This is a genomic window from Pontibacter sp. LHS1, from assembly GCF_058932855.1.
Genome location: NZ_JBZYWF010000004.1, coordinates 391,303 through 403,777, shown reverse-complemented (window position 1 = coordinate 403,777; position 12,475 = coordinate 391,303). Strand labels below are relative to the sequence as shown.

At 49.3% G+C, this 12,475-nt stretch carries 11 protein-coding genes and 1 tRNA gene; 8 read left to right on the top strand and 4 right to left on the bottom strand.

Annotation, left to right across the window (positions count from 1 at the left end; all coding sequences use genetic code 11):
• The 5 genes from AC5FXQ_RS11165 to AC5FXQ_RS11145 all read left to right on the top strand — a co-directional run.
• A partial coding sequence (locus AC5FXQ_RS11165; protein ID WP_493602507.1) for an RHS repeat-associated core domain-containing protein occupies window positions 1–802 on the top strand: 802 nt, incomplete at its 5' end.
• A 5-nt stretch (window positions 803–807) separates the two neighbouring features.
• Window positions 808–1,311 carry a hypothetical protein gene (locus AC5FXQ_RS11160; protein WP_493602506.1) on the top strand — a complete coding sequence of 168 codons (504 nt, stop codon included), beginning with the start codon at window positions 808–810 and terminating at the stop codon, window positions 1,309–1,311.
• Between the two features lie 542 nt (window positions 1,312–1,853).
• On the top strand, window positions 1,854–3,674 hold the full coding sequence (locus AC5FXQ_RS11155) for a ThiF family adenylyltransferase (RefSeq protein WP_493602505.1): 1,821 nt from the start codon (window positions 1,854–1,856) through the stop codon (window positions 3,672–3,674).
• Window positions 3,667–4,155: a Mov34/MPN/PAD-1 family protein gene (locus AC5FXQ_RS11150; protein WP_493602504.1), complete on the top strand. Its 489-nt coding sequence runs from the start codon at window positions 3,667–3,669 to the stop codon at window positions 4,153–4,155. The genes AC5FXQ_RS11155 and AC5FXQ_RS11150 overlap by 8 nt, the downstream gene beginning before the upstream one ends.
• A gap of 1,157 nt (window positions 4,156–5,312) precedes the next feature.
• Window positions 5,313–6,482: a hypothetical protein gene (locus AC5FXQ_RS11145; RefSeq protein WP_493602503.1), complete on the top strand. Its 1,170-nt coding sequence runs from the start codon at window positions 5,313–5,315 to the stop codon at window positions 6,480–6,482.
• A gap of 267 nt (window positions 6,483–6,749) precedes the next feature.
• Here AC5FXQ_RS11145 and AC5FXQ_RS11140 read toward each other — a convergent pair.
• From AC5FXQ_RS11140 to pheS, 4 genes are all read right to left on the bottom strand, one after another.
• A tRNA-Asn gene (locus AC5FXQ_RS11140) sits at window positions 6,750–6,823 on the bottom strand.
• 137 nt (window positions 6,824–6,960) lie between these two features.
• The gene (locus tag AC5FXQ_RS11135; protein WP_493602502.1) at window positions 6,961–7,353 is read right to left on the bottom strand and encodes a hypothetical protein; all 393 of its coding nucleotides are present in this window, start codon (window positions 7,351–7,353) and stop codon (window positions 6,961–6,963) included.
• Between the two features lie 19 nt (window positions 7,354–7,372).
• Entirely contained in the window at window positions 7,373–8,230 is an 858-nt protein-coding gene (locus AC5FXQ_RS11130) for a 3-hydroxyacyl-CoA dehydrogenase NAD-binding domain-containing protein (RefSeq protein WP_493602501.1), read from the bottom strand.
• A gap of 122 nt (window positions 8,231–8,352) precedes the next feature.
• Window positions 8,353–9,381, bottom strand: coding sequence for a phenylalanine--tRNA ligase subunit alpha (gene pheS, locus AC5FXQ_RS11125; protein WP_493602500.1), 1,029 nt, complete (start codon window positions 9,379–9,381; stop codon window positions 8,353–8,355).
• Between the two features lie 422 nt (window positions 9,382–9,803).
• Between pheS and AC5FXQ_RS11120 the strand changes: the two genes are divergently transcribed.
• Genes AC5FXQ_RS11120 through AC5FXQ_RS11110 form a run of 3 tightly spaced genes read left to right on the top strand, consistent with a single transcriptional unit; the run spans window position 9,804 to window position 12,422 of the window.
• Window positions 9,804–10,646 (top strand): LiaF transmembrane domain-containing protein, encoded by an 843-nt coding sequence (locus AC5FXQ_RS11120; protein ID WP_493602499.1) that lies wholly within the window; start codon window positions 9,804–9,806, stop codon window positions 10,644–10,646.
• Complete coding sequence (locus AC5FXQ_RS11115; protein WP_493602498.1) at window positions 10,646–11,704, top strand: sensor histidine kinase; 1,059 nt, start codon at window positions 10,646–10,648, stop codon at window positions 11,702–11,704. The genes AC5FXQ_RS11120 and AC5FXQ_RS11115 overlap by 1 nt, the downstream gene beginning before the upstream one ends.
• Complete coding sequence (locus AC5FXQ_RS11110; protein WP_493602497.1) at window positions 11,679–12,422, top strand: LytR/AlgR family response regulator transcription factor; 744 nt, start codon at window positions 11,679–11,681, stop codon at window positions 12,420–12,422. Before AC5FXQ_RS11115 ends, AC5FXQ_RS11110 begins: the two co-directional genes overlap by 26 nt.
• Window positions 12,423–12,475: the final 53 nt, after the last annotated feature.

Genomic DNA, 12,475 nt, shown 5'->3' with positions numbered 1-12,475 from the left:
CCCCTGGGGGCTCAATTTAGTGGGGATAGAGAAGCAGGGTACGCCGGACCATCTCTTCCAGTACAACGGCAAGGAAAAACAATCGGAGCTGGGGCTTAACTGGATGGATTACGGGGCCAGGATGTATGATGCCCAGCTGGGAAGATTTCATACCCAGGACAGGTTCGCGGAGAAGTATCTTGATAATACACCCTATCATTATGGGCTAAATAATCCAATAAAGTATATTGATATCAATGGCGATTCAGTCGTAGTTAATGGCTCTAAAGAGTTTAGAAAACAATATGAGGCAGATAGAGCAAATCTTGCTCAAACTAAAGAAGGGGCAGCTATATTGCAATTTTTAGAAAAAGACTGTAATTGTCTTGTTGTAGTATCTGAAGCAAGTAGTTTATTAGGTAGCTTAAAGGATTTAGTAGGTATGGACGGGAGTGCAGATCATCTTGCAGCATCGGAAACGAATCAAACTCCGGGAGGAATAATTAATGTACAGTATGCTCAAGTTGATGGTGTAGAAGTTGATGGCGTAAAATCAAAATCTCATTTTACTCTATCCCATGAGTTCAGTCATGCAAAGGATTATGCTGATGGAACAGTTGCAAAGGATGTCAAGAAAGATCCTAAGACTGTGCGTGAGAAAGGAGAAAGGAGAGCTGTAGAGACAGAAAACAGAACACGTGTTGCTTTTGGCGAGCAGAAAATCAGAACAGATTACGGAGGACGTAGAATTATACCTGCTGGTGCGACACGTCGGACTTATGATTCAGGACAGAGGGTTAAAGAAATAAAACGTAAACCTTAGAAAAAATGAAAGATAGATTTTTATACATAACCCTATTGCTTTGGTTGTTAATAGGTTTTATCCTAGGACTTGACTATACTAGCCCAGTTTCTATTAGAGGTATCAATGTAGTGAAATATGGGATTGATACAAGTAATCCAGTCTTCCTATATCAGCTGCTATTCTTTTTATTATCAGCTGTATTAATTTTTGTTGCCATTCGTTCAGCTAATGAAAAATTAATGATAATCATCTTGATGGTTGAGTTAACTATTTGGCTATTTAGGCTTTATCTGCTAAAAGATGGATATGTAAGTGGATATGCTGGTAAGCCTGATGAAGAGATCGTAATTTATGACTTTATTGCTTTGGTACTTAGACTTTTGTTATTGCGTAATTTTTTGAGAATTAATTACAAAGCAATAAGTTTAGTTGTTGTCTTTGTTATAGCTAGTTTCTGTATATATTTAAAGGTTTCGATTTTTAGTGAACCATTTTATTTTCCCTCTCTGGCCCAAATGATTGAGTAACAGGATTTGTGACTAATAATAATGTTCAGACTTCATATTGGCATTAGTAAGGTTAAAAAGCAAAAGCCCTTTCCTCTCCGGATTGGGCTTTTGCTTTTTAACCGTTTATCTAAAGAGCCGGAGCCTCTACCGCTTGAAGGTCTTTGGCAGGAAAAGCGGAGCTCGTGCGTGTCCTCGGCCAGGCTGCGCTGCGGCAAAAGTAGGGCTGTAAAAGCTCGATTCACCGTTTTAGGAAAAAATTAAAGTAGCTTAATTTGCTAAAATTGTTAGTTTTTAAATTAATTATATCTAATATTAATAGTAATTATGAAACAGAATTGCTATACTTGAGTATCAATAATCACTAATAAAAAAAGCAAAATGAGAGAAAACGAAAACGCTAACAATGGGAGGGGAAACCAAGGAAACCCGAACCCACCGGGCAATCCTACACCACCTGGAAACCCAACAGGGCCAGGCAAGCCTCCTGGCAAGCCAGAGCCAGGACCAAAGAATCCACCAAAGCCTCCTGGGGACAGACCTGTAGGATAAAAAGCTGGATTATGAAGTCACTGCCTTGGTTTGAAGCCAGACCATATGACCTTGAAAAGGAAATTAAGGCCCTGAATGCTGTGGGTGTTGGGTGTACCATAGATCCAGCAGCCCAGCAGGTGGGCATCATCCAGATTGAGCTCACCATAGACAATACCAATAAGGCATTTGGCCTGAGTGGTGTTGCCGAGCCCCTAAAGCTGACAGCCATATTTCCTGACAATTACCCTTTCTTTAGGCCAGAAGTATATGCTCATAATCTGAGCCTGCCGCGTCACCAGAATCCATTTGGTAAGAACCTATGCCTGCTCCCCCGATCTACGGCGGCATGGGATGTGGATTTGACGCTGGCAGCTTACCTGCAGTCACAACTTCCAAAAGTCATTGAGAAGGGAAACATCATCGATCCGGCACTTATCGCAGCAGACCCAGATGAGCAGGCCGAGCCCTTGAGCGAGTATGTGGCAGATCCATGGAACCCGATCATTTTCGATGGCTCGTGGACCAACAAAGCAGAAGTTGCGGAGCAGGGTATTTTGTTTTTAGGAAAAGCCCGTATAGGAATTCCAGACAAAGCCGGCTTACCCTCAAGAATGGCTGTGCTGGAAACAGTCACTCCAGATAAAGAAATAGTTGGTGTGCTTCCTTTCGCACTCAAAAGTATTTTTCCACATAGATTTGATGGTATCCTACTTCAGTTGGAGAAATTTTCACCAACTGGCAACGCTCTAACCGATTTCGATCAAATAGTAAAGGATGCTGAAGAAGAAGGAATTTACGGGATAAAGCGAAAACCATTGCCATTAAAGAATGGCGCAGTCCTCAATGGTATTGTTGGACTAAATTTCCCCGAGGAAGCAGCTGGGCATGCGGATAACGGTATGGGGTGGCTATTCATTGTGTCACTGTCTGTTGAAAGAACGCGTTATCAAGGGAAGAAACCAATAAAGTTTAATGAACGGCACGCTTATTATGCTAAAGCTTCCCGGGCCGGAGATGATGATCTCCAGATTAGAGTGCCTAGGTTGCGAGGGCTTAAAAATAAGTGCGTGGCCCTTGTTGGTCTGGGTGCAATAGGAGCTCCGGCGGCCCTTGAACTTGCCCGCAACCAGGTGGGGCAACTAAAGGTCATGGACTTTGATGTAGTAGAGCCAGGACCTACAGTTCGATGGCCGCTGGGAATGGAGTCATTTGGGCAGCGCAAAACAGAGGTCATCAAAAACTTTATAGAGACGCAATACCCTAAAACTACGGTCACACCCTTCGATTATAAAATTGGCTCAGTTGTTACGGCAGCAGAGCGAGCGGGTGGCAAATTATCTGAGCAGCAGGTACTGGACGAATTTTTCAGCGGTATATCGCTACTGTTTGATGCCTCTGCAGAGTTAGGCGTCAGCCACTTCCTATCCTATGAGGCGAAGAAAAGAAACATTCCTTATGTGTGCATTTACGCCACGGAGGGTGCTTGGGGCGGTCTGATGATGCGGGTTGTTCCAGGCAAGACAGAGGGCTGCTGGATGTGCCTGCAGTATGCCAAGAGGGATAACCCTGATGACCTTATTCCCATCATGGATGGAGAAGGTAAGGTGCAGGCTGCCGGTTGCGGAGACCTGACATTTACAGGGGCGAGCTTTGATCTTCAAAACGTAACATTGGCTGGAGTGCGAATGGCTGTATCTGTACTCTGTTCTGATGAAGAAAATGGGTATCCTGATTTAGGATGGGATGTAGGGGTCTTGAAACTAATGGAACCTGGTAAGGGGCCTACTCCCCCTCAATGGGAGGTTTCTCCATTAAAGATTCATCCTGAATGCCCTTACTGCCATGAGTAGGAGAGGCTCCTTTATCGTGTGGCTGAAGGAGTCAGCCTATAACGCGATCCTTGTTGAGGCGATAAAGCAGATGCCTTTTGAGACGGGCGGTGTGCTGATTGGTTACTGGGGCAATGGACAAGAAGTCGTAATAACCAGTATTATTGGCCCAGGACCTAAAGCAACTCATAAGAGGCATTCTTTTCAACCAGATCAAGATTTTCATTTACAAGGAATAGCGAAGGCCTACATTGAATCTGGAAGAACAGAAACTTACTTAGGAGATTGGCACACCCACCCACAGAACAGTGCATATTTGAGTAATACAGATAAAAGCACGCTTTTTAAGATAGCTGACTTTGAGCAAGCAAGACTAAGTAAACCAATTATGATGGTCTTAGGCACCAAGCCCTATAGTTTGGAGGCGTGGGTACATGTACTCAGAAAGAGTAGATTCTTTAATAAACGTATGCTGCTAAAGTGTCAGATTAAGTTATATTAATAAAACTTTTGCTTTAATTTTTCTGAGCCTTTAATTAGTGGCCATATTACATTTTAACTGTCTATAAAAAGTGATAACAAAGATTTTGTCGCGATTAGTAAAGGGTGTAGTTTCCCTAATAGCGCAATAATTTGAGTTAAATTAAGTAATGGCTTGGCTGTCTTTTTCTTTCTTTTATTTAATCTTTTCATGTCAGTAATTATTAACTACGCAAAAGTGTCGATACTACCTGAGAATAAATAAGATACAAAACTGGCGGGGCAGAGAAGGTTTTTTGTCTAAAGCCTTCGTATTAGCTTGCTAGGGTACTTTTAAGAATTTCACCTAATTAACTAATTTTGGGTCGTATCTATTGTAGTTTACTGTTTAATCACAACTAAATGGCCTAAACAGTATCAAATTGAGCTTTAGGACAAGAGGGGTTCTGTTTTTTGTCCAAGTGACAACTACGGCGGATTAAGTGACAATTGCACCGGAAAAAGCCGTAAATCTTTCAACTTTATATTAAGTTTGCTTGTACTCCTCTTCACAGAGAAACTAAGACACTACTACTTGATAAGCCATTACTTGGTACAGCGGGGTTCGTCCGTGTCCTCGACCGGACTTCGCTTCGGCAAAAGCAAGGCTAAAATAAACTCCCTTTGGTCGGCCTTGCTTTTGCCTCCGCTTGCCAGCCTGCGGTACTCCTCACGGCTGTTCCTTTTTTGTTTTTAGAGTTGTTAAATGCCTCCGGCAGGAAGGTGAAAAAACAAAATCCACAACCCACGTTTTGCTCGCCTGCGGGTCAGCCGCCGCACAGCCAGCCGCCCTCGTTCCTCGGGCTCTTCCTGGCTGGCTGTGGCCTTCGCTCGCAGCGGCTTCGCGCTTGAAATCTTACCCCCAACCCCCGGCATCAACCGGGGGTTTTTGCTTTATGGATGTGTTCTATCTTATGGTAATAGATTCATATGCTGCACTAGGCCGAAGAGCTTTCCCGACTACCTGGTGTAAAAAGGAAGAATGTTGTCATCTATTTCCTGCTTTTGCACCTTGCAGTGCATCGTATTTTATAGATAAATAGTGAAAGCATTATCCTATCTTGTAGGGGTGTTGTCCTTGTAGATTTAAGAATCAGTACAAACTACCAGCTATTTTAAAAAAAGTAAACATCTCACTCTATGCGCTACCTGCTTTTGCCCCTGCCCAGAGCCTGTTTTTACCTTCTACCCTTCCTTCTGCTTTCTTTTGCATCGTTTGCCCAGCAAACCAAACAGCATCTGCCGACCGGAGCACCGGAGGCCGGGGAGCTGCTGCGCGAGATGATCGCCTGGCAGGACAGCCTGCAGGCCATCGATTACGCCCTGCAGGACTCCACGCGCCTGCATGCCACACTTGACAGCCTGCGGCAGCTGGGCCAGGAGGGGGAGGCGCTGGCACGAAGAGCTGACAGCCTCTCGCAGGCGGTAGCGGGACGGTCGGTGCTGCCTGAGGAGCTGAAGGAGGTGCGTACAAGGCTGGAGAACCAGTTGCAGGAGGGAAAGGAGTCCCTGGCCGCCCAACTTTTGCCGGAGGAACTCAAACAGGCCCTGCAGCAGCTAGAGGGGGCCGGGCGGAAGAGCGCTATCGCACGGCTGCCCCAGCCCCCCGCGATGGGGCAGCTGCCAGCCTCTGCCGACGAGCTGAAAGCCAAGGCTAGTCAGGCGGCGCTGAAGGCGGCGGGGGAGCCCTTCTCCGAGTCCTTTGATAAACTAGGGCAGGCGAAAGCAGAATTCGACAAATACAAAGGCCGGGTAAGCAAGGTGGAGAGCATGAAGGACATGCCAAAAGGCATACTTGGGCCGAATCCGCTCAAAGGGAAGCCCTGGACGGAGCGGCTTGTGGTAGGCAGTCTCTGGCAGGCGGGCAAGCAGGAGCGCTTCTTCCTGGACCTGGGGCCGACACTGGCCTGGCGCTTCTCGGAGCGGCTCTCGTCGGGCTTGGGCGGACAGTACCGCCTGCACCTGAGCGTGAAGGAAAAGCCCTTTGTGGGCGGTGCGGCGCGGGTAGGGGGCTACAGCCTCTTTTCGGACTTCCAGATCAAAAGCGGCTTTTTTGCACGGCTGCAGTATGAGGGCCTGCGGGCGCCGGTGACGCACACGGATCCCCTCACGCAGGAGAAGACACTGGACAAGGAGTGGGTGCCGGGCCTGTCGGCGGGGTTGGGCAAGGACTACACGCTCTACAAGAAGCTCAAGGGCTACGCGCTCCTGCAGTACAACCTGCTGCACGAGAAAGACCGAACGCCTTACCTGCACCCGCTGCAGGCTCGCGTCGGATTCTTCCTCTTTGGCAGCGATATTATCAGATGATATGACTTAGTTGCATGCACTTGCTTTGCTGGCAACGCTCTGCCCTAGATTTATGCGACAGGCTAACATAGAGCCGATAGGTTTATATGCTAAGTAAGTGAGACTGGTGCGAAATAATTTTTAAAGCTTTTTGTCTAAGAAGAAAAACAGAAAGAGATTAAAAAGGGAAACAGTTATTGGCTATAGAAGCAGGAGATTTGTGTGCAAATTGTGTGCACATAAAAAAAGCCACTTAGCAGTTTTACCTGTAAGTGGCTGATTTTCAAGCTCCCCCTCCTGGGCTCGAACCAGGGACCCCCTGATTAACAGTCAGGTGCTCTAACCAACTGAGCTAAGGAGGAATCTTATTTATGTTCAGTGACGGCCTCTACCGTCGAATGATGGTGCAATATTACGGCGCTTAAGCTTACTACGCAAGTACTGGGCTAAAAAATATTTCGATCGGGCTGTAAATGATTGTGAATCAATCTGAAAATTTTCAATTAAAAATGGAGAGCAGGGAGCCATTCAGTGCAGTGCGATATTGCCTGAGGCCATACACAGCAGGACCCGTCATCACACCACCTTGAAAATTGAATTGGGATCCGCAGCATGTGTCCACAATAAACAGGTTGGACTGGTCTGACTCCACCTGGCCGCAAGGTGCAGTCGCAGTAGGGTCATAGGGGCAGGCTCGTTCAAAAGCCAGGTACAGGTTAGCATTTTGCCGGATCACAATGATGCCCTTGTAGCCGGAGTTCAGGTATACATAGCCCCCATCCTGGCGCAGGCGCGTGTACAGCTGGCTATTTACATTGATCTGCTCACTTACCGGCACATTGGGTATACCCGGCCCCTGGCTGTCGCTGCCACAGGACATGAGCAGTACCAAAGCGAACAGGCAGAGAACTCTACTGGTATTCGTAGAAGCCTTTACCAGACTTGCGGCCATGGTGGCCAGCGTCCACTTTCTGCTGCTGTATGCGGCTGGGTCTGAATTTCGGGTCATAATGGAAAGCCTCAAACATGGAGGAGGTAACAGAGTAATTGGTGTCTACGCCGATCAGGTCCATCAGTTCGAAGGGCCCCATCCTGAAGCCACTGGCCTGCATGAGCCGATCTACACCTTTGGCATCAGTTACGCCTTCTTCGAGCAGCTTGAGCCCCTCTACATAAAAGTGGCGTGCCACCCGGTTCACGATAAAGCCAGGAGCATCTTTTGCCATCACCGGCTTCTTCTCCAGCTTCAGGGCAAGCTGCTTGATCGTTTCAGCCACTTCCGGCGAGGTAGCGGCTCCTGAGATCACTTCCACCAGCTTCATGATATGGGCCGGATTGAAGAAGTGCATACCTACTACCCGCTCCGGGTGCGGTATACCTGCCGCGATGCGGGTAATAGGTATGGACGAGGTGTTGGAGGCAAAGATCGTATCAGGCGTGTTCACGGCATCCAGATCTTTGAAAATGCTCTGTTTTACCTCCAGCCGCTCCACCACAGCCTCAATGATAACGTCGCAGCTCAGCTGAAGCGTATCACCGGTGTAAGACAAATTCTCCAGCGCCGCTTGTTTGTCAGCTTCGGTCAGCTTGCCGCGCTCTATGCCTTTGTCGAGGTTTTTAACGGTGGTCGCTTCGGCTTTCTTGAGCACCTGCGCATTGATGTCGAACAGAATGGTCTTATACCCGGCCTGCGCACAGATCTGCGCAATGCCTTGCCCCATCGTGCCGGCACCTACTATACCTATTGTCTTAATCGCCTCGAACTTCATAGTCTATAATTGTTAATTGTTGGTTGTTGATTGTTAGAATGCTGCCAATCAGAGCTGCTAGAACAATTGGTAGTTTAGCTGAGGTGAGCGAAGCCCAACAATCAGCAATAAACAATCAACAATTAAATAACTCCTTTGAACTGACGCAGGAAGCGTACGTCGTTTTCGGTGAACAGACGCAGGTCGCGGATCTGGTAGCGGAGCATGGTGATGCGCTCGATGCCCATACCGAATGCAAAGCCAGAGTATACCTCCGGATCGATGCCGCAGTTGCTGAGCACGTTCGGGTCTACCATACCGGCACCGCCAATCTCTACCCAGCCCGACTGCTTGCAGATGTTGCAACCCTCGCCTTTGCAGATCAGGCAGGAGATATCAATCTCGGCGCTCGGCTCCGTGAACGGGAAGAACGACGGACGGAAACGAATCTTGGTGTCCTGTCCGAACATCTCCTTGGCAAAGTAATAGAGCGTTTCTTTCAGGTCTTTGAAGCTCACACCTTTGTTCACGTATAGTCCTTCCACTTGCTGGAACACCATGTGCGCACGGGCCGAGATGGCTTCGTTGCGGTATACGCGGCCCGGCATTATGCTGCGCAGCGGTGGCTGGTTGTTCTCCATCAGGCGCACCTGCACGTTGGAGGTATGGGTACGGAGCAACTTGTCACGATCTTCGCTCAGGAAGAAAGTGTCCTGCATTTCGCGGGCAGGGTGGTTCTCCGGGAAGTTAAGCGCCGTAAAGTTGTGCCAGTCATCCTCGATTTCCGGTCCGTCGGCTACGTTGAAGCCGATGCGCTCGAAAATGCGCACGATCTCGGCGCGCACCAGCGAAAGCGGATGGCGGGTGCCCAGTGTGTTAGGTATAGGAGGTAGCGTGAAATCAAAAGCGTTTTCAGCCTCAGAACCAGTGCTCGCGTTGGCCAGCTGTTCCTGTGCTTCGTCAAAACGGGTTTGGGCGCGGTTCTTGAGCTGGTTCAGCTCCTGACCTACCTGGCGGCGATGTTCCGGTGCCACTGATTTCAGGTCGTCAAAAAGGGCGGCTATAGCGCCTTTGCGGCCAATGTAAGTGATTCTGAATTGCTCCAACTCAGCTGCGCTTGTCAGTTGCGCGGCCTCTATCTCTTGTGCTACTCTCTGTATATTCTCAACCATAGTATGCAAAGATAATAATTTGCGAAATTTAGCGGTTGTTTTGACTTTATAAATCAAGCCACTGACTTTAGAGCAGGGCCAGTTTATTCTGTTAGAGCAGGCTCAAATTCTACTGTCATTCTGTAAAGAAACTTGTTGGAATAGAGGCCCCCTACCCCCGGGAGGTTAAGCCGATACTACTGGCGGGGGTAGGGGGCCTCTATTCCAAGATCCTTTCAGGCTGACAAAAAAGTAGAGCTTAACAGGGAGCATGGGGATGGTAAACCAGGAGGTGAATAATTCAAAGTAAAATCCTAACTTGGTTTACCGACGCCAACCGGCCGTTTACCGACTTCTGTACCCAAGTAGCCTAATAGCCATTGAGCTGAACAAGGGCATCTTATACCTTTGGTACAGATCTTAAAACTAAACGAAATAAAACCATGAAAAATCAAGAATACAATAGAGGCGGTTCCGGTAAAATGGCCGGCGTGTTTCTCCTGATGGTGGGCGTGCTGTTGCTCACCGCTAAGATGGGTATTTTCTTTCTACCGGGCTGGGTGTTCTCCTGGCCAATGTTCCTGATTGCGCTGGGCCTTTTTCTGGGGTTTAAGCACTCGTTCCAGAAGCCAAGCTGGCTGGTGCTGATCGTGATCGGTGGCGTGTTTCTGCTCGACAGGCACTTCTTTCTCGATATCAACCTGAAGCTGTACTTCTGGCCCATCCTGATCATCGGTCTGGGGCTGTGGCTGATCATGAAACCCCAAAAGCGTAATCCCTGGGAAAATCAGGTGGGCCCCAGCCCCAGCCCTGAAGACGCCTCCGGCTATTACACTGATCCCGTGAATGGTGCTTACCCAGGCGGCTATACGGACTACACAGGCGACGAAGCCTATACCTCGGGCGCCTACAACGGGGCAACAAACGATGCGACATACGGACCTGAAGACCGCATTGACAGCGCAGCGGTACTAGGAGGAATAAAAAAAAACATCGTCTCTAAAAACTTCAAGGGAGGCGAAGTGGTGAGCGTATTCGGAGGCACGGAGCTGAACCTGATGCAGGCCGACATACAGCACCCGATCGTGCTGGAGGCAACCCAGGTCTTTGGGGGCACCACCCTGATCATACCGCCGCACTGGCACGTGAAGTCTGATGAAATGGTAGCCATACTGGGCGGGATAGACGACAAACGGCCTGCCATGCCGCAGGGCTATGACCCAAACAAAGTACTCATCCTGAAGGGCACCACCCTCTTTGGCGGCCTAAGCATTAAGAGCTACTAATGGAAGGGGTGGCGTCACAGGTGCGCTTGGTGCTTTTATACCTTGGCTGGGCTTTGCTCTGGTCCTTGGTACAGGTGCTGGTGCTTTGGCCGACAGGCTTCGGGTGGCGCATCATCGTGCCGGATGCCTTGCTTACCAATCTGGTGCTGGCTATTGGCGGTTATGCCATGGGTACGGGATTGCGCTACTACCAACCCAGTTTACGGCAGGCAGGCTATCTGCTGGGCTGGAGTCTCGGGTTGGCAGGTATAAGCGCGACTATCTTCTACTGGAGCGCCCATACGCTGTTCGAAGGCCAAGTGCTATACCTGCGTTTTGTGGACAGTACCTTGGCTGTTAGAGTGGCCTTTAACTGGCTCATGCTGCTTTTGATGCTGCTCCTCACCTGGCTCTGGTTTTATACCCGTGAGCTGCAGGAGGCCGAGAAGCGCAAAGCCGCTACCGAAAAGCTGGCTCGCGAAGCTGAGCTTTACAACCTGCGCCAGCAACTGCAGCCACACTTTCTGTTCAACAGCCTCAACTCTATTAGCGCCCTGGTGGTGAGCCGGCCGGAGCAGGCCCGCAGCATGGTGCAGCAGCTCTCAGACTTCTTGCGCGGCACCTTACGTAAGGACAACAACCAACTGGTGCCCCTCGCGGAAGAGCTAAAGCAATTGCAGTTATACCTGGACATCGAAAAAGTACGTTTCGGGCATCGGCTGCAGGTAGAAGTAGAAGCTACCGAGGATAGCCAAGGTATGAAGCTGCCTGCCCTGCTGCTGCAGCCAGTCGTGGAAAACGCCATCAAGTTCGGGCTCTACGACACGGTGGGGGAGACGGCTATCAAGGTAAAGGCTACTACTGCAGACGGCTACCTGACCATCACCACCCAAAACCCTTACGACCCGAGTACGAGCCAGCCCCGCAAAGGCACCGGCTTTGGCCTGGACTCCATTCAGCGCAGACTATACCTGCTCTATGCCCGGCAGGACCTGCTGCGCACCTCACAACAAGACCATCAGTTTACAACAACCATCAAGATACCTCAACACTATGAAAAAATGTCTGATAATAGATGACGAACCGTTGGCCCGCAGCATGGTGGCCGAGTATCTGCAAGCCTACCCTGAGCTGGAGGTGGTGCAGGAGTGCGGCGACGGTTTTGAGGGTGTGAAAGCCATCATGCAGCACCAGCCCGACCTGATCTTTCTTGACATCCAGATGCCCAAAATCAATGGATTCGAGATGCTGGAGCTGGTGGAACAGGCACCCGGCGTCATCTTCACCACCGCCTTCGACGAGTACGCCATCAAAGCCTTTGAGACCAATGCCGTAGACTACCTGCTCAAGCCCTTCAGCAAAGAACGCTTCGATGCCGCCATACGCAAGTGGTTGCAGAGTCAGGCAGCAGTACAGGCTATACCTACGACGGCTGCGTTGGAGGAGGCAACCGGCAAGCAACCCGAAGAACAGCATCGCATTGTAGTAAGAGCCGGCAGCAACATCCGTATTATACCTGTGGCCGATGTGCTATACCTGGCGGCCTACGACGACTATGTGAAAATCCACACCCGCGACGGCGTGTTCTTAAAGAAGAAGACGATGGGCTACTACGAAAAGGCGCTCGATCCGAAGCAGTTTGTGCGGGTGCATCGCTCTTATATCATGGCCTTGTCGCAACTCACCCGCATTGAGCCATTTGAGAAGGACAGCCACGTGGCGCTGCTGCGCAACGGCGAGCGTATTCCCTTAAGTAAGAGTGGTTATACACGGCTGCGGGCGGTACTGGGTATATAGCCACTTTTGTTCATGCCTATATTTGTATTTATCTGATCAGGAATGTGCTTTTG